Here is a 17,537-nt window from a genome sequence, read left to right on the forward strand (position 1 = left end):
TGACGTCTGTTTTAATATCAACCTCTACTCCACCTTAATATAATAATTAAAGGTATCCACCTCTACATTATCCTTATTGATACCATCAATTTTAACCTGTGTAAACTGATTGGTAGGTTTAATAAATTGATATTCGCCGCCTTTTACGCGCACTTTTACAGGCATGTTAAAGCCAACGGCATTGGCCTGCCATTTGGCGTAAAGTTTGTCTTCCTTAACCGAGAATTGCAGTATTGGCAGATCTTTATAATGCAAATACTGATCAAAAACAGGGGCAAGGTTCATCCCTGCTTTTTTACAGATGTAGCCTACAATATCATCATAAGTAACCGTTTGGTGATAAAAAGTTTTGTTTAACCCACGGAGGATCTCGCGCCATTTATCATCGTTGTTGATAATGGTACGAACCATGTTTAACAGGTTGCCACCCTTGTAATACATATCGCCCGAACCTTCCTTGTTCACTCCATAGGGGCCAACAATAGGCCTGTCATTACGGATGTTTTTGCGGGTGCCGTTCACATATTCCTGTCCGGCTTGTTTGCCGTAAAAGGTTTCAATAAACAGCGACTCGGAGTAGTTGGTGAAACTTTCGTGTACCCACATATCGGCTACATCTTTCGAGGTAATGTTATTACCAAACCATTCGTGTCCACTTTCGTGCACTACAATAAAATCCCATTTCAAGCCCCAACCTGTTCCTGATAAATCACGACCGAGGTAGCCGTTTTTATAATGATTGCCGTAAGCCGTACCGCTTTGGTGTTCCATACCCAGGTGAGGGGTTTCAACCAGTTTATAGCCATCTTCATAAAAAGGATAAGGTCCAAACCAATACTCGAACGATTTTAGCATGCGTGGCGCATCAAGTCCCCATTGTTTTTTGGCTTTATCGAGGTTGTAGCTTAGCGGCCAGTAATCCAGTGTAAGCGGGCCTTTTTCACCCTGGTAGATGCCTTCGTAATGGGTGTAATCGCCAATGTTGGCTTCAATATCATAGTTATTGATGGGATTGGCCACAAACCAATCGAAACGGGTATAGCCATCGCCCAGGTCGGTTACTTTACGCAAACGGCCGTTTGATACATCTTTCAATCCGGTTGGGGCGCTGATGCTGATCAGGGCGCTGTCCACCTCGTCGTACTGATGATCTTTAGTAGGCCACCAGATGCTGGCACCAATGCCCTGGCAAGCCGTAGCCACCCATGGTTTGCCTAACGAATCGGTAGTATAAACTATGCCGCCATCCCATGGCGCATGTTTGGCAATAGTTGGGTTGCCCGAGTAGTAAACGGTAAACTCATCAATGCTGCCTTTTTTAATTTCGGTAGGGAAGGTTACAAATACGGCATTAAACTCGCGGGTAAAAGGGACTTCAGCACCTTTGTAAACCACTTTCTCTACTTTCAAATTAGCAAACAGATCAAACTGCAGCTTAGTGAAATTTTGCGTTGCCTTAAATTTGAACAGGTTGCTGCCGCTTATGAATTTGTTAGCAATATCAAACTTCACATCCAAATGATAATAGCTGATATCATAACAGGTACGTAGCGGCGTTAAGCTTCCGCGGAGGGTATCGGCACGGGTAAAAGTTTCCTTATCAACACCTAATTGGGCATGGGCCGGGTTTAGTCCCGCAGCCATCAGGCCTAAAGCAAGTGCGCAGATATTTAAAAATTTGGTCTTCATTTTTTAGGGGGATTAATCGATGAGCATGCCCACGTAGTAATTTAAAGTATCTATTTCGATATTATCTTTAGTTGCTCCGGCCAGATCAACAGGAGTAAAACTGTTGCCCGGTGTAATAAATTTATATTCGCCACCTTTTACTTTTACGCGGATAGGCATTTTAAAATCTTTAGCCTCTGCAACCCAGCGGCAAATCAACCTGTTATCCTGACTTTTAGCAAATTCAAGCACAGGCAGGGTTTTATAATGCAGGTACTGATCAAACACGGCAGTCAGATCCATGCCCGATTCCTTACTGATGTAACCTGTAATATCATCATAAGTAACTGTTTGATGATAGAAGGTTTTGTTGAGGCCGCGCAAAATATTGCGCCATTTTTCATCATCATTAATAATGGTACGCACCATGTTCAGCACAACCGCGCCTTTAGGGTACATATCGCCCGAACCTTCTTTGTTCACATTATAAATACCAACAATCGGGCTATCATTGCTAATACCTTTACGCAGACCGAAGTTGTATTCCTGCCCGGCGGCTTTGCCCCAGTTATCTTCAATAAATAGCGATTCGGAGTAGCAGGTAAAGCTTTCGTGCACCCACATATCGGCAAGGTCTTTACCGGTTATGTTGTTACCAAACCATTCGTGACCGCTTTCATGCACAATAATATAGTCCCATTTAGCACCCCAGCCCGTGCCCGACATATCATAGCCCAGGTAGCCGTTCAGATATTTATTACCGTATGCGGTAGCACTTTGGTGTTCCATGCCCAGGTGGGGTGTTTCAACCAGTTTGTAGCTGTCCTCATAAAAAGGGTAGGGGCCAAACCAATGTTCAAAAGCTTTAAGCATTGGCTTTACGTTGGCACCGAATTGCTTTTTAGCTTTTTCGAGGCTGGTTGGCAGCACCCAATAATCAAGGTTAAGCTTGCCTTTTTCGCCCATGTAGGTATCGCTGAAGTGTACATAATCGGCAATGTTGGCAACCACATCGTAATTGTTAATAGGGTTAGCCACAAACCAATCAAAACGGGTGTAGCCATCTTTCAGCTGGGTTACTTTACGCAGGCGACCGTTCGATACATCTTTTAAACCTTTTGGTACGCTGATGCTGATCATCATGCTGTCCACCTCATCGGCCAGGTGATCTTTATTAGGCCACCAGATGCTGGCGCCCACTCCTTCGCAAGCGGTAGCCACAAAAGGTTTACCTAACGAATCTTTTTTGAACACCACACCACCATCCCATGGAGCATTTTTAGCGATAGTCGGGTTGCCCGAGTAGTAAACGGTAAACTCATCCTTGCTGCCTTTACTGATGGTTTGCGGGAAGGTTACGAAGGCTGCGTTTCCATCGCGGGTAAAAGGAACTTCTTTGCCTTTATAAACAACCTTTTCAATTTTCAGGTTATCAAACAGATCGAACTGGAGTTTGGTAAAATCCTGGGTAGCGGTGAATTTGAATTGGTTGCTGCCGCTGATAAATTTTTTATCGATATCAAACTTCACATCAAGGTGATAGTAGTTGATATCATAACAGGTACGCAAAGGCGTAAGCATGCCACGGAGCGTATCGGCATGGGTAAATTTGCCCTTCTCTTCCAATAGCTGGGCATTGGCTTGCTGTGCAAAAGTGCCGGTGCCTAAAAGGGCAATTGCGGCAATGTATAGTTGTTTTATTTTCATGTAATTAATTGTGTAGGATTAAAATGTATCCATTATATATTTTTTCCAGGTATCGGCTGCATATTTCCTGAATGAGGCAGGTGCTGATTTAAAAGCGGCATCAAAGGTATATGTACCGCCGATAGTTTCTTTTTCGGATAGTTTTACTTTGCTTTCGCCACGCACGGCGTATTTTTTATCACCCTCGTGCATAATTAATTTCATAGTGCTCGGGCTTACATCGCCACGGCAGGTAGTACGGTAAAGCAACCATACTTCGGCTATCCCGTTATTATCAACATCTGTTACCGCGAACGATCCCTGAACATAGTTGGCTTTAATATCCACCGGGCAATCTGAAATAAAATCATACAACTGCCAGCTCAATTTAAATTGATTGTTCCCGCCCATATCATAATGATAAGCGTACAAGGCAGCGTCCCTGCTGTCGCTGTTCTCGCTGTTTTTGGTTGGAGTTTCGCCGGTTTCTGTAGTGATCACCAGGTGATCGCCGGTTTTATCGGCGTATTTTGCAGCGTTAATGATATGCCCTTTGTAAATGATGGATTTTGGAACATCTGTTTTAGCTAATTGAGTAACTTTTATTTGAGCCACAGAGGTCTGCGCAATAAAGAGTAATATGATGGGAAGCGCTATTTTCATAGAAAATATTATTTGGCGGCTTTTCGTTGCCGGATATACTTACTGAATATATTGATGTATTCCGAATCGAACGCAACCCGGGTAAGTGATTCGTAATCGATACTGGTAGGTCCATCATCAAGATAACCCGCGGCATCAAAATAGGTAATGTGAATTAGTTTTTTACCCACTTTGGCTATTGGGCCAATGGTAAAGCTATCTATCACCTCGCTTTCACATTCGGCTATAACTTTCAAATCGAGGGCTTTTAATGATTTAAAAGCAGAGCGCCAGTTGTCAAGATCAATAGGGTATTTTATTCCTAACGTTTCAAGCCTGTTTTCCCACTGCATTATTTTATTAAAATACTTTTCGGATCGGTTATAACGTATTTTTTGCACCTGGCTAATAGGTAGAATAGCGTAGCCATCAAGTTTGAAATCATCAGTTTGCTGGATCAATATTAAATTATCAGAAAAATCAAGTATATAACCATTACGTGTCTCCTCCTTGTTTTTCGATACTTTACTATAAATTTTCACCCTATGGCCAGCCTCTTTATGCAGCCTTATTTTTTCTTTCATTATACCCGAAAGTTATGAATTTACCATGGCTTATTTTGAGCGATAAACACCTAACTCAGCGAAATCACTTTAAAAAGGAGGCACCTACGGAGCCTGGAATACTAAAAAAATTGTTTGCTATAAACATGTTACTCCTACGGAGTTGTATGCGAATAATTTAAACTCCGTAGGAGTAACATGTTTATAGCAAACAGAGAGGAACTTTTTGGCTCCGTAGGTGCCTCCTAACCTTTGGTAAGTTAAAAGCTATTGTCCTGTTATAACCTCTCTCCAATTGTCTCTTATAAAAGAGGCAAAAAACTAATCTCTAACCTCCAGCCTCTAATCTCCCTACTTCAATACCTGCACATCAATAAAGCTATCGTTATAAACCGTTTCGGTAGCTTTGATGTAATCACTTTCATCGGCTTTATATGGGTTCTCCACAAATTTTTGTGGGTTACGTGCAATTATCGGGAACCATGTGCTTTGTACCTGGATCATTATACGGTGACCTTTTTTAAAGGTATGCAGCACATCCTGCAGGCGGAAGTTTACATCCGTTTTTTGGTTAGCTACCAAAGCCTCTGGTTTTTCAAAGCTGTTGCGGAAACGTGCCGGCATCACTTCCGAGCGTACCATTTGCCAGTAATTGCTTAGGATGATGTTTTTGTTTGGCATGTATGGGTTGTTCGGCTCATCGGGAGGATAAACATCAATCAGTTTTACCACAAAATCGGCATCAGTACCTGTGGTAGCAATTTTAAGGTGTGCCATGATCTCGCCGCCAAGGGTAACATCATCATTCAATACCTCGCTCTGGTAAACCAGCACATCCGGACGGCGACCTGCAAAGCGCTGATCTTCGCTCATGTAATTGTGCGGCGTAAAGCCCATGGTGGTGGTATTATCTTCGGTATAAGGAACCGGTTTAAGCGGATCGCTGATGTACGATACTGAACCTTCGGCAGCCGGTTGCGTATTGGCCAGTTTACCATCGGCACCTAAAAACAATTTCTCGTGCACAGCATTGGTGGCAGGCCATTTATCAAAAGTAGCCCATTCTTTTTTACCGGTATTGTACATGTAGGCGTTTGGCAGGCCTGAGTTTTTATCGCCTTTACCCTTTAAAAAATGGTTAAAGAATTTAGCCTCGATATTTTTTTGGTAGAAGGTAGCAATGCTATCTCCAAAATAAACATTGCTGTGCATAGTATGCCCAGTTTCGCGCGACCAGCGGCCATGGCCAAATGGCCCCATTACAATGGTATTGTAAGCATTCGGATCACTTTTGCCAATAGTTTTATAAATGGCCAGCGGACCGGTCAAATCTTCAGCATCAAACCAGCCGCCAACCAGCATTACAGCAGGTTTTACTTTGCCGTAGTGTTTCAGCAGTCCACGTTTTTGCCAAAACTCATCGTAGTTAGGGTGGTTGATGGTTTCCTGCCAAAAAAAGTTATCCTTGTAATATTTATCAGCGTTTTTAAGCGGACCGAGGTCCAGTAAAAATTGGTACCCATCTTTAGTACCAGGATTAAACATGGTGTTGGCATACCATGCTTTTGAAGTAGTATCCGTTTTCTGCACACCAAATACCGGGAAGGTGAAAAAGTAACCTTCAATAAAAGCGCCGTTATGGTGAAAATCATCAAAAAAGAAATCGGAAATAGGGGCCTGTGGCGATGAAGCTTTAAGCGCCGGGTGGTTTGATAAGATACCAGCCGCGGTATAAAAGCCGGGGTACGAGATACCGTATTGGCCAACTTTACCATTGTTACCGACTACGTTTTTTACCAGCCAGTCGATGGTATCGTAGGTGTCCGAACCTTCATCAACATCTTTTTTACTTTTTTTATTGTCGATTACGGGCGTCATGTTGGTCCAGGTGCCTTCGCTTTTGTAGCGGCCGCGCACATCCTGGTACACAAAAATATAGCCCTCTTTCATCATAATTTCTGATGGGCCAAGGCGTGCAGGGTATTTATCCTCGCCGTAAGGTGCGATGCTGTAGCAGGTACGTTGCATCATCATCGGGTACTTGTTGGTAGCCGAAGCATCTTTCGGCGTATAGATGGAGGTGAACAGTTTTACACCATCGCGCATGGTGATGTAAACGTCCTTTTTTGTAAAATGCTCCTTAACATAATTGCTTTGAGCAAAAGCGCCGGTACAAAAGCATACCAGCACCAATAGTAAATTGATTTTTTTCATGAGACCAGTCGGGGTTAAATTGGGCTAAATTTAATAAACTGTTAACGATAAACCGATTTATCATTAACTCTGTTACAGAATGAGATAAAATATTGGTGGATAAGGGTAATTATCGACCGTTGATTGGTTTGATTACGTTGATTTCGCTGATTGTCTGAACCATGATTTATGGGATTAAAGGGTTGGTAGGATTTTTATTATTGTCTGAACCATGATTTGTGGGATTAAAGGATTGACAGGATTTTAAGTCATGAAAGAAAAAATCCTGTATTCCTCAAAATCTCCCCAAATCTTGGTTCTTACTAACCTCTGATCTCTAACCTCCAATCACTCCCCTCAACTTTAACAAAATACTGTTTATTACCCCTTTAATATTCCTTAACTTTGCCATCCATAAAAAACACACTACTATGCAATATGATGTTATAGTTATCGGTTCGGGGCCGGGTGGTTATGTAGCCGCTATCCGTTGCGCCCAGCTGGGTTTAAAAACCGCTATTGTTGAAAAGTATAATACCCTTGGCGGTACCTGCCTTAACGTGGGCTGTATCCCATCAAAAGCGCTGCTCGATTCGTCTGAGCATTACCATAACGCTGCCCACGCTTTTAAAACTCATGGTATCAATCTGGATAACCTGAGCATCGATTTTGGGCAGATGATCAAACGTAAACAACAGGTTGTAGATGCTAATACCAGCGGTATCAGCTACCTGATGAAAAAAAATAAAATTGATACCCATTTTGGTGTGGGATCATTTAAAGATAAAAACACCATCGTTGTTAAAAAGAGCGATGGTACTACTACCGAGATCACTTCTAAAAACGTGATCATTGCCACCGGTTCAAAACCATCGGCATTGCCATTTTTACCTATTGATAAGAAACGTATCATCACCTCAACCGAAGCTTTAAGCCTGAGCGAAGTGCCTAAGCACCTTGTGTTGATTGGCGGTGGTGTTATTGGTTTGGAGCTTGGTTCGGTTTATGCCCGCCTTGGTGCCAAAGTATCGGTAATTGAATACATGGATGGTATTATCCCAACTATGGATAAGGGTTTAGGTCGCGAATTGCAAAAAGTGTTGACCAAACTGGGTATGGAATTTTACCTGGGCCACAAAGTTACCGGCGCTGTTGTTAATGGCGATGAAGTAACCGTAAGCTGCGATACACCAAAAGGCGAAAAGCTGGAACTGAAAGGCGATTACTGCCTGGTAGCTGTTGGCCGTGTTGCTTACACCGATGGTTTAGGTTTAGAAAATATTGGCATCACCGTTGAAGAACGTGGCCGCAAAATTACCGTTAATGATCATCTGGAAACCAGCGTTAAAGGCGTTTATGCCATTGGCGACGTTATTAAAGGTGCCATGCTTGCCCACAAAGCCGAAGATGAGGGTACATTAGTTGCCGAGATCATCGTAGGTCAGAAACCACATATCGATTACAATCTAATCCCTGGTGTAGTTTATACCTGGCCAGAGGTTGCCGCAGTTGGTCAGACAGAGGAACAACTGAAAGCTGCTGGTGTTAAATATAAAACGGGCTCGTTCCCATTCAAAGCCAGCGGTCGTGCCCGTGCAAGCGGCGACTTGGATGGTTTTGTAAAAGTATTGGCTGATGCTACTACCGACGAGATTTTAGGTGTACACATGATTGGCCCGCGTGCTGCCGATATGATAGCTGAGGCTGTTGTTGCGATGGAGTACCGTGCAAGTGCCGAAGATATTTCGCGCATGAGCCATGCCCATCCAACTTATACCGAAGCTATGCGTGAGGCATGTTTAGCGGCTACCGAGAACAGGGCGATACATATCTAATTTCGTGATTGGGATTTTCGATTTCGGATTTTTAATTTTAAAAGCAGGAACAACTTTATGTTCCTGCTTTTGTTTTATACACTAATGCAGGTATTGATCAACATTGGAATTTTGTTGCTGACCATAGGAGGCATGGAACTCATCTCATGGGCAATGCATAAATACCTGTTCCACGGCCCGCTGTGGTTTATCCACAAAACGCACCACCAGCAACGCCACGGCTGGTTTGAATTGAACGATTTGTTCAGCATTGGCTTTGCCTTGTTTGCTTTATGGCTGATGTGGGTAGGTCATTTAAGTTTAGATTATCGTTTTTGGATAGGCACAGGCATTAGCATTTACGGCATTATCTATTTTATTTTTCACGATTGGTTTATTCACAACCGGTTCAAGGCTTTTAAAAGCGATAACCGTTATTTGGGGGGGATCCGCAGGGCGCATAAAATTCATCATAAATCAACCGAAAAGCATCCTTCGGAAGAGTTTGGGTTGTTGGTGGCGAGCAGGAAATGGTTTAGGAAATAAAGCTATTTATTAAGTTCGGCTAATTTTTTGTCCGCTTCAACTTTTGCCTCATCATCGCCATATTGTTTTACAAGCTGATAGTATTTAATCGCGTCGGGCTTATTTCCCTGCTGCTGGTAGCAATAAGCGATATTATTTAAAACAACATAATCGTGGGGCGACAGCTTTTCGGCTTTCAGCAAGGCTTCGAGCGCATGGGAGTACTCTTTTTTCGCGATATAGCTAATTGACAGGTCGGAAAGGCTAACCACATGATCGGGCTTGTATTTTAAAATGGCCAGCGAAATATCGCGGATGTAATTCATGTTTTGTTCGCCGGCATTATACAATTGCAAAACATAATCCTGGATGGTGCCGAGCATATAATTTTCAGGATCATCAAGCGGTTTGCCATTACTCCATACCCATTTAAAGCCAATGGTTTGCCCGTAGGTAACAGTCTTTATAATTTCTTCGCTAAAAGTTTTATAGTTTTCAATTGCTCCAAGCAGGTAAACTTTACCAAAGCGCATATCCAGTCTGGATGGGAATTTGTCAATTCCGGTGTTAATATAGCTAAAACCTTTATCCACGTAAGCGAAATTATAGGCCAACCTACCACCTCCAAGATAAGCTACCGTTTTGCCTGTACTATCAGAAATTTGAAAACTTTTGCCCTCCGGCTGGTCTTTTTGAAGACTTAACACCTCTGTGATTGCTTTTTTAGCGTAATAGTTATAAAAGGCTATATAAAAATCGGGATCATTTGTACCTGTTTTTTGCCAGTTTTGCAATAGTTTAAATGCTCCTGCTGTATCGTCTTTGGCAATAAGCGCTTTAAAGTCGGTCATGTTGTTCTGCGCTAAAACCGGTTGAATGAAGCAGGCTACTGCTATTAATATAAGTTGTAGTTTAAATTTCATTGTGATAAGGATTGATTTTGTAGTGAATATACTAAACTCTAAAACTAAATAGTATATTTTGTTAAACAGCAAATAGGCAGATGATTACCTTTGCCTCAACATCTATGAACATCCTCATTGTAAACAACACCCCAATCCCTGCAACCAAATACGGCGGTACCGAACGTATCATCTGGTGGCTTGGCCGCGAATTGAATAGGCTTGGCCATAAAATTACTTACCTGGTAGGGGAGGGATCGAGTTGTCCGTTTGGAAAAGTGCTGATCTATGATCCGGCTAAAGACATAAACCAGCAAGTGCCTGATGATATTGATGTGGTGCATTTTCAGTTCCAGGTGCATGGTTTTACCAAAAAACCTTACATCGTTACAGTGCATAACAATCCGGGAAGTGCCGAATTGGATGTTAATTCGGTATTTGTATCAGCTAATCATGCCCAAAGGCACGGTTCATCAGTGTTTGTACATAATGCCATCGATACTGCCGATTATTCAAAGCCCGATCTTAATAACAAACGTACCCACGCCCACTTTTTAGCCAAAGCCGCCTGGCGGGTTAAAAATGTAAAAGGTGCTATTGATGTAGCAACCACAAGTGGCAATAAGCTGGTGGTGCTTGGCGGTACACGCCTTAACATTAAAATGGGCCTGCGTTTTACGCCTAATTTAAATGTTAGGTTTAAAGGCATGGTTGGCGACGAGGCAAAATCTGTAGTAATGAACAGTTCAAAAGCTTTGCTTTTCCCAGTGTTATGGCACGAGCCATTCGGGATAGCTATTGTTGAAAGCCTTTATTTTGGTTGCCCGGTTTTGGGCACGCCTTACGGCTCGCTTCCTGAGCTGGTGCCTGCCGAAGTTGGTTTTTTATCAGCAAGTAATTCTGAACTGGCCGATGCCTTGAAAAATGCAGATGCTTTTGATAAAAAATATTGCCATCAATATGCTATAGATAATTTTAACATCGGCAAAATGGCTACAGAATATCTCGCCCTATATCGAAATGTATTGAATGGGGAACAACTCAACCAAAACAAGCCAACCCTAATCGAACGCGATCAACTAAAATACCTGCCATGGAATAATTAATTTCAGCTATTTTTGGGCATAATTATTTTTAGTGGATAGTACATCGGTTTCAATTTTCTCAGCGCAAAAGCGGCCATATTTAATTGTATTGCTCTTAGCCATTGCAGTCAACATAGCAGGTATAGGCATCAAGTTTTTTACCGACGATCCTGCCTTGTACTCTGCCTTGGCCCGCAGCATGGCCCAAAGCAACAACTTTACCGATTTGCTATACCATGGTGCCGACTGGCTCGATAAACCGCACTTCCCCTTTTGGGCTATCGCCGTCAGCTTTAAAATATTCGGCGTAAATACCATCGCGTATAAATTACCGGCGTTGGCGTTCTTCTTCATGTCGGTGATATACACTTACAAACTGGCCAAAAAGTTTTATGGCGATGAAACCGCCATTATCGCTATCCTGATACTGCTTACTGCCCAACATTCGGTAATGTCGAACACCGATGTTCGTGCCGAGCCTTACATTATGGGATTGTTGATGGGAGCGGTTTATCACTATTATAAGGTAAAAGAAAGCGCCCGGTTTGCTGATATCCTGCTGGCATCAGTATTCACAGCCTGTGCGGTGATGACCAAAGGTATTTACCTGCTCATCCCGATAGGTGCGTCCATTATTGGCGATTATCTTTTCAAAAAAAACATCAAAGGTTTATTCCATTGGAAGTGGCTGTTGTCGTTCATTTTGGTGATCCTATTCACCACGCCCGAACTTTACTCGGTTTATACCCAGTTCGATCTTCATCCCGAGAAAACTGTTTTCGGCAAACATCAAATTTCCGGTATCCATTGGTTTTTATGGGATAGCCAGTTCGGCAGGTTCAATAACAATGGCTATATCACCAATACGCACGGTGATAAGCTGTTTTTTGTACATACGCTGCTTTGGGCTTTCGCGCCCTGGGCTATCCTGCTGTTCTACGCAATATTTTCTATCATTCGTAAAATAGTAAAACGCATAGCCCAGCCCGAGTACCTGTGCATATCGGGAGGGATTTTAATGCTGCTGATTTTTTCAGCATCTAAATTTCAGCTGCCATTTTATACCAATATCCTGTTCCCGTTCTTCGCTATAATTACGGCGGTGTTCATCAAATCATTAGTGAATGGCGGCAAGTTTAAGTTTTTTAAGATAGCCCAATACATCATTACCGGTTTATTGGTTATTGCTGTAGTTGTGTTAAACTTCGTTTTTGCGCCGGAGTGTTGGCTTATATTTATCCTGCTTTTAGCTGGCTTCGTGATATTGAGCATCTACATTTTCAAACAAAAAGCAACCATTTGGCAGCCGCTATTTTTGTTTACCTGTGCGGTAACAGTTTTTGTAAATGCTTACTTAGTTGCGGTAGCCTATCCAATTATTGTTGATTATCGTGGTGATATCTCTGCTGCCGAATATCTGAACGAAAACAATAAAGGCCAAAAGGTAAGCGCAACAGTTTTATCTAATACTTTTGATTTTTATTATAAAGGAGAAGTTACCTATTCGAACTTAGATGAGATCCTGAAAACAGAATCGCAAAAAAAACAGATTATTGTAGCCGATGAAAAGGCGATAACCGAACTGAAAAGTAAAGGAGTTACTTATACCGTTGTTAAAGCATTTGAAGATTATCCGAGGGAAAACCTAAGCCTGCCTTTCATTATCAAAAACAAAAGACCAACTACTTTAGATCATTTTTATCTGATCAAGTTAGTAAAGTGATTTAGGCTAACTTTTCGTCATCGCTAAAATATCGTTGACAAACACAAAAACAAAGAGCACTACAATAGCTATCCACGAAGCTTTAACAATTAATCTCATCGGGTTTAAAAACTCGTTGGTTAATGCCGCTTGCTCTGTTGGTTCGCCGATTTTCTTTATTCTGCTTGATACGTAGTTATTATTGAGGAAGAAGAATGTAAATAGAGAATAAAATAAAAGCAACGCTATTATAGTTTCGAAAGGGCCAAGTGCTACTAAGGAGACAGGCCCCTCAGGTTTAGCCAATTTTATGTAGTGGGGCTTGTTAATAGTTAAATAGATACCGCGAATAAACCAGTACCCTACGTATATAACCGGAATCAATGCGTTTATCTTAAAAAAGGTAAGCTTGTTGATCACCTTATCATTAAATCTGATTAAAAAATAGGCTTGAAGCCAGATAAGCAAAAGCAGATTAAGGCTAAACAGGTGATCTGATATGTAATAAGTATGCAAAAATGTTTGCAGTTCGGGAACTTGTATCCGGCCAAGTACAGCAGAGATGATAAACGGGATAAAAAGAAGCACCGTTCTTAGTGGCGTTAGGCGTATGATCATATAGATAAGGTATAAGGTTAATTTGTTAATAGAAACTCAGCTTACTTCTGCAAAGTTTGGTATTTATTACCGTTAGCCGGATCCAATTGTAAAAACAAATTCATAGCAGTAAGGCGTTCCTGGTTATCAGCTTTGCTATATATCGAAACCAATTCATCGCTTTTAGCAGTATAAAATACCAGCGGAAGCATCGAACCAACGCGTTGCCTGTCTATCTGCTGCAACAATGGTAACAGCGCATCAATAGCTTTGCGGGCTTTGCTTACATTGTCCGACATGATATCCAGACCATTTCTGTGGTAATCATACAAAAAACTTCGCAGCGGATTATACAATTTATTATTCAGGTTTTCAGATAGCCAATACCTACTCACATTACCATCAAAAGCCTTCCAGCCGTTATATGATGATGTTTGGGCATTGGTTACTATGTTTTGCGCAGCCAAAAAGTAAGGTGTTCCGCCAAACTTCGAAAACGTATCATAATCCAACCCAACAATAATATTGGCATAAAAAGCCATTATCGAACTTAAGTTACTCTGAAAGTTCTGATCAGTATAATCAATAGTTTGCCCCTCGGTATAGGTAAAGCTGATATCCTTATCGTTAATATTTAACAAGGTTGATGAATACGATGATCCGAATATAGGGCGCGATGATTGCACCTGCAGCTCTCCGGTAAAAGTACCGCTGCCATCCCAGTTGGTAACATTCAGCACAAAATTGCAGTCAATGCGTTCCTGGGGCAATATCGGGTCGGCACTCCATTTACGGCCGTTCAAAAAATCCTTCATGGCGGTTTCCAGGGTTTGGAAAACACGCTTGTTGGCTACCTGTATTTTGGGGGTAAGCACCTGTACACGGGCGTTCAGATCCTGGGCAATAGCCCGGCAGCAAAAGCACATCAGTGCGGTGTACAGGAGTAGTTTTTTCATCCGTTTATTAATTTGGCAACTTTATCGCAGATATCGCGGGCTACAGCTTCCTTACTTTTAAGGTCGAAAGTCGTTTTGTTAAGCGCGGCATCAATAATGGTTATCTTATTGGTATCGCTTTTAAAACCGGCACCGGCATCTTTGAGCGAATTTAATACAATAAAATCAAGATTTTTCCTTTGCAGCTTGCTTATTGCATTCATTTCCTCATCGTTGGTTTCTAACGCAAAGCCGACCAGTATCTGTCCGTCCTTTTTACTTTCGCCAAGAGTTTTCAGAATATCGGTTGTTTTTTTTAGGTCGATGTTGAGGTGGCCTTCCTGCTTTTTGATCTTTTGTTCAGCAACTTCAACAGGGGTATAGTCGGCAACAGCCGCACTCATAATGGCAGCTTTTACATCCGGATAAACAGCTAAACAAGCCTCCAGCATTTGCGCTGCCGAAGTCACATCAACCCGCTTTACCGATTTTTGCTTACTCACCTGCGCAGTTGGTCCGGTAACCAAAGTAACATCAGCACCCATTGCAGCCAGTTCATCCGCGATAGCGAACCCCATTTTACCCGACGAATGGTTGCCGATAAACCTTACCGGGTCAATAGCCTCATAAGTAGGCCCGGCGGTCACCAATATTTTCTGATCAGCTAACTCGAGTTTTTTTTTTGATTCAGCCTCTAAAAAAGCAACAATCTCTTCCGGTTCAGCCATCCTGCCTTCGCCATGTAACCCGCTGGCCAGTTCGCCATTGCCTGGAGGGATCATAATATTCCCGTAGGATTGAAGTTTGGCCACATTATTCCGCGTTGCCGGGTGCAGCCACATATCCAGGTCCATAGCAGGTGCGAAGTATACCGGGCATTTGGCAGACAGGTAAACCGCCGAAAGCAGGTTATCACAAAGCCCATTAGCCATTTTGCCCAAAGTGTTGGCAGTAGCAGGAGCTATCACCATCATATCGGCCCAAAGGCCAAGCTCAACATGATTATTCCATTCGCCGGTATCAGCTTTAAAATAGTTAACCTGAACAGGGTTTTTAGATAGGGTAGCGAGTGTGAGTGGAGTAATAAACTCGGTTGCATCAGCAGTCATCACCACCTTTACATTGGCCCCGGCTTTAACCAACAGCCTAACCAACATGGCCGACTTGTAAGCCGCTATACTCCCGCAAACTCCTAAAACAATGTTTTTATCTTTAAGCATATGCTCTTATCGCCCCGAAGCGCGAATGATTACCAAAGTTAAAAATAACAAAAAACTCCCGTAAGGGAGTCTTTTGTTATTCTGTAAATAAATTCCTGTCCGTCCGTCCGGAGTACAGGGAGGCTATTACGCTTCTTTAGTTGGGTTGCGGTAGTAAACTTTACCATCTAAAAACTCCTGTACTGCAACCAACGATGGTTTAGGTAGTTTTTCGTAGTATTTAGAGATCTCAATTTGCTCACGGTTTTCAAACACTTCTTCAAGGTTATCATTTGATGATGCAAACTCAGAAAGTTTCTGGTGCAACTCTTCTTTAATGTTATTCGAGATCTGGTTCGCCCTTTTTGACATGATCACAAGCGACTCATAGATGTTCTCTGTTTTAGTATCCAGTTCGCGTAAATCGCGGGTTACCGTGCTGCTTGCAGGTCCTGGTTTATTACTGTTGTTAGCTGTCATATCCTTATTTAATGCTTAATATCTTTTATAGTATGATTATGGTATTCTTTGTGGCTGATTTTTTTCAGATGGAGCCGATGTTGTAACGGTATCTTTCTTTAAAAGTTTCTTAGCGGTTTTATCATTACTCATCGCCTCGGCAATTAAACGTTGTGCCTGTTTAATACCTTGCTGGCTGTATTTGGTATAATTTTGTGTTTCGTGCAGGTATTTGCTGTTTGGATATTTATCCGCAAACTGATCTGCATAAACTATAGCCTGGTTGTAGCGGTCTTCCTGTTTGGTTTCAAAGCTATGGTAAGCATATTCATACTGCGCTTTAACAATCAGGTATTCCATCTCTTCGCCGTATTTGGTATCAGGGTAATCACGCAGGGCGTTGTTGAACGCGATAACTGCCGATTGATAATCGCTGATAGTTAAATAAAGTTTAGCGTTGGCATATGCTTTGGTTTCCAATTTATCGCGCAGGTTTTGGATCAACTTGCTGGCCTCAGCAACACGGTCGCTTTTAGGGTATAAGTTGATGAATAACTGCAAAGCATCGATAGCTTTTAAAGTGTTATCCTGATCTAACGAAAAAATAGGCGAATCCAAATAATAGCAATAAGCCGAAAAGAAACGGCATTCCTCTGCCCTTGGGCTTGATGGATAAGTATCAGCAAAGGTTTTGAAGTGATATCTTGCCGAAGTATAGTCTTTTTGTTTGTAGTAAGTAAAGGCGTAGTAGTAAAATAAATCCTCCGCACCTTCACGGCCACGGTAGCGTTCAACAAGCACCTCAAACAGGCCTAACGCTTTGTTATAGTCCTTTTTATTATAGTACTTAATAGCCTCCTGGTATTTTTTTGCGTAATCGTTACTTGCTTTAAGCTTTTCGTACTTGCTTTTACAACCACCAAGCGTGATAATTACGATAGCTAAAACACTGGCTAATAACGTTAGTTGCTTTTTAAACATTCTGCAAAGATAGTTAATAATATAAATCAATCAATTTTTATTTAGCCGCTAATATATAACGACGCATTGGCCCGGCACCTATATATATAGTGTATTTAACATCTTTTAACTATTGGCGGTTTTTAACGTTTGGAGGTTTGAATTTAATATAAATTGAATGTGAATTTTGTGCGATATAAATAGAAGTGAATTGGCAATTGCAGGTTGATGAAACTTGTGTTGCTATACTATATAGTATATATGAATTAGGGAAGGGAAGCCTGCTTACCCGCTTTATTTTTCTGAACCAGAATTTTGGGGATTAAAGGATGGGTAGGTTTTTTTGTCAGAACTCGAATTTGGGGGAATTAGGGAATAAACAGAATGCTAAGCAAATCCTATAAATCATCCTAATCCACCCAAATCCCGGTTCAGAAAAAAATCAGCGAAATCAACTTAATCAAAAAGATCAACGGTTCAGAAGATATGGGCGTTCCCGTTAACCAACGGGCCGGCTTTATGCTCATACGCCTGCAAGCCTTAGTCACAGGCCGGTATCCGCTTCAATCCCTAACGTAGACTTACGTTTTCTATTTAACTACTGGGC

15 protein-coding genes are annotated in these 17,537 nt (G+C 41.9%); 4 read left to right on the forward strand and 11 right to left on the reverse strand.

Features of this window, described 5'->3' with window-relative positions; all coding sequences use genetic code 11:
- Positions 1–24 precede the first annotated feature (24 nt).
- The 5 genes from AAFN85_RS24975 to AAFN85_RS24995 all read right to left on the reverse strand — a co-directional run bounded on the left by AAFN85_RS24975 (position 25) and on the right by AAFN85_RS24995 (position 6,773).
- Positions 25–1,689 (reverse strand): M1 family metallopeptidase, encoded by a 1,665-nt coding sequence (locus AAFN85_RS24975; RefSeq protein ID WP_347530501.1) that lies wholly within the window; start codon positions 1,687–1,689, stop codon positions 25–27.
- 12 nt (positions 1,690–1,701) lie between these two features.
- The gene (locus AAFN85_RS24980) at positions 1,702–3,375 is read right to left on the reverse strand and encodes a M1 family metallopeptidase (protein ID WP_347530502.1); all 1,674 of its coding nucleotides are present in this window, start codon (positions 3,373–3,375) and stop codon (positions 1,702–1,704) included.
- Positions 3,376–3,393: 18 nt separating this feature from the next.
- A complete protein-coding gene (locus tag AAFN85_RS24985) occupies positions 3,394–4,017 on the reverse strand; it encodes a hypothetical protein (RefSeq protein WP_347530504.1) in 624 nt (207 codons plus the stop codon).
- Positions 4,018–4,025: 8 nt separating this feature from the next.
- Positions 4,026–4,580, reverse strand: coding sequence for a hypothetical protein (locus AAFN85_RS24990; RefSeq protein ID WP_347530506.1), 555 nt, complete (start codon positions 4,578–4,580; stop codon positions 4,026–4,028).
- 330 nt (positions 4,581–4,910) lie between these two features.
- On the reverse strand, positions 4,911–6,773 hold the full coding sequence (locus tag AAFN85_RS24995) for a CocE/NonD family hydrolase (RefSeq protein WP_347530508.1): 1,863 nt from the start codon (positions 6,771–6,773) through the stop codon (positions 4,911–4,913).
- 410 nt (positions 6,774–7,183) lie between these two features.
- Between AAFN85_RS24995 and lpdA the strand changes: the two genes are divergently transcribed.
- Both lpdA and AAFN85_RS25005 read left to right on the forward strand, forming a co-directional pair.
- The gene (gene lpdA / locus AAFN85_RS25000) at positions 7,184–8,587 is read left to right on the forward strand and encodes a dihydrolipoyl dehydrogenase (RefSeq protein WP_347530509.1); all 1,404 of its coding nucleotides are present in this window, start codon (positions 7,184–7,186) and stop codon (positions 8,585–8,587) included.
- A gap of 57 nt (positions 8,588–8,644) precedes the next feature.
- On the forward strand, positions 8,645–9,112 hold the full coding sequence (locus AAFN85_RS25005) for a sterol desaturase family protein (RefSeq protein ID WP_347530510.1): 468 nt from the start codon (positions 8,645–8,647) through the stop codon (positions 9,110–9,112).
- Positions 9,113–9,114: 2 nt separating this feature from the next.
- Here the strand turns inward: AAFN85_RS25005 and AAFN85_RS25010 are convergent, their stop codons facing one another.
- The gene (locus AAFN85_RS25010; RefSeq protein WP_347530511.1) at positions 9,115–10,014 is read right to left on the reverse strand and encodes a hypothetical protein; all 900 of its coding nucleotides are present in this window, start codon (positions 10,012–10,014) and stop codon (positions 9,115–9,117) included.
- Positions 10,015–10,118: 104 nt separating this feature from the next.
- Between AAFN85_RS25010 and AAFN85_RS25015 the strand changes: the two genes are divergently transcribed.
- Together AAFN85_RS25015 and AAFN85_RS25020 are read left to right on the forward strand one after the other, a co-directional pair.
- Positions 10,119–11,099, forward strand: a complete 981-nt coding sequence (locus tag AAFN85_RS25015; RefSeq protein ID WP_347530513.1) for a glycosyltransferase — start codon at positions 10,119–10,121, stop codon at positions 11,097–11,099.
- An 88-nt stretch (positions 11,100–11,187) separates the two neighbouring features.
- On the forward strand, positions 11,188–12,801 hold the full coding sequence (locus AAFN85_RS25020) for a glycosyltransferase family 39 protein (protein WP_347530514.1): 1,614 nt from the start codon (positions 11,188–11,190) through the stop codon (positions 12,799–12,801).
- Positions 12,802–12,807: 6 nt separating this feature from the next.
- On the opposite strand, the gene AAFN85_RS25025 is transcribed toward AAFN85_RS25020, so the two are convergent.
- The 5 genes from AAFN85_RS25025 to bamD form a co-directional block, all read right to left on the reverse strand.
- Positions 12,808–13,398, reverse strand: a complete 591-nt coding sequence (locus AAFN85_RS25025; RefSeq protein ID WP_347530515.1) for a hypothetical protein — start codon at positions 13,396–13,398, stop codon at positions 12,808–12,810.
- 41 nt (positions 13,399–13,439) lie between these two features.
- Positions 13,440–14,333, reverse strand: coding sequence for a DUF4835 family protein (locus AAFN85_RS25030; protein WP_347530517.1), 894 nt, complete (start codon positions 14,331–14,333; stop codon positions 13,440–13,442).
- Positions 14,330–15,532: a bifunctional phosphopantothenoylcysteine decarboxylase/phosphopantothenate--cysteine ligase CoaBC gene (coaBC, locus tag AAFN85_RS25035; protein ID WP_347530518.1), complete on the reverse strand. Its 1,203-nt coding sequence runs from the start codon at positions 15,530–15,532 to the stop codon at positions 14,330–14,332. Before coaBC ends, AAFN85_RS25030 begins: the two co-directional genes overlap by 4 nt.
- 126 nt (positions 15,533–15,658) lie before the next feature.
- Entirely contained in the window at positions 15,659–15,991 is a 333-nt protein-coding gene (locus AAFN85_RS25040; protein WP_347530519.1) for a DNA-directed RNA polymerase subunit omega, read from the reverse strand.
- A 36-nt stretch (positions 15,992–16,027) separates the two neighbouring features.
- Complete coding sequence (gene bamD / locus AAFN85_RS25045) at positions 16,028–16,951, reverse strand: outer membrane protein assembly factor BamD (RefSeq protein WP_347530520.1); 924 nt, start codon at positions 16,949–16,951, stop codon at positions 16,028–16,030.
- Positions 16,952–17,537: the final 586 nt, after the last annotated feature.

Origin of the sequence: Mucilaginibacter sp. CAU 1740, assembly GCF_039839285.1 — a bacterium.
Lineage (GTDB): Bacteria > Bacteroidota > Bacteroidia > Sphingobacteriales > Sphingobacteriaceae > Mucilaginibacter.

Bases quoted from the DNA above. Each gene is read 5' to 3' on its own strand.
- AAFN85_RS24975 (WP_347530501.1), bottom strand. From the start codon at position 1,689: ATGAAGACCAAATTTTTAAATATCTGCGCACTTGCTTTAGGCCTGATG.
- AAFN85_RS24980 (WP_347530502.1), bottom strand. From the start codon at position 3,375: ATGAAAATAAAACAACTATACATTGCCGCAATTGCCCTTTTAGGCACC.
- AAFN85_RS24985 (WP_347530504.1), bottom strand. From the start codon at position 4,017: ATGAAAATAGCGCTTCCCATCATATTACTCTTTATTGCGCAGACCTCT.
- AAFN85_RS24990 (WP_347530506.1), bottom strand. From the start codon at position 4,580: ATGAAAGAAAAAATAAGGCTGCATAAAGAGGCTGGCCATAGGGTGAAA.
- AAFN85_RS24995 (WP_347530508.1), bottom strand. From the start codon at position 6,773: ATGAAAAAAATCAATTTACTATTGGTGCTGGTATGCTTTTGTACCGGC.
- lpdA (WP_347530509.1), top strand. From the start codon at position 7,184: ATGCAATATGATGTTATAGTTATCGGTTCGGGGCCGGGTGGTTATGTA.
- AAFN85_RS25005 (WP_347530510.1), top strand. From the start codon at position 8,645: ATGTTCCTGCTTTTGTTTTATACACTAATGCAGGTATTGATCAACATT.
- AAFN85_RS25010 (WP_347530511.1), bottom strand. From the start codon at position 10,014: ATGAAATTTAAACTACAACTTATATTAATAGCAGTAGCCTGCTTCATT.
- AAFN85_RS25015 (WP_347530513.1), top strand. From the start codon at position 10,119: ATGAACATCCTCATTGTAAACAACACCCCAATCCCTGCAACCAAATAC.
- AAFN85_RS25025 (WP_347530515.1), bottom strand. From the start codon at position 13,398: ATGATCATACGCCTAACGCCACTAAGAACGGTGCTTCTTTTTATCCCG.
- AAFN85_RS25030 (WP_347530517.1), bottom strand. From the start codon at position 14,333: ATGAAAAAACTACTCCTGTACACCGCACTGATGTGCTTTTGCTGCCGG.
- coaBC (WP_347530518.1), bottom strand. From the start codon at position 15,532: ATGCTTAAAGATAAAAACATTGTTTTAGGAGTTTGCGGGAGTATAGCG.
- AAFN85_RS25040 (WP_347530519.1), bottom strand. From the start codon at position 15,991: ATGACAGCTAACAACAGTAATAAACCAGGACCTGCAAGCAGCACGGTA.
- bamD (WP_347530520.1), bottom strand. From the start codon at position 16,951: ATGTTTAAAAAGCAACTAACGTTATTAGCCAGTGTTTTAGCTATCGTA.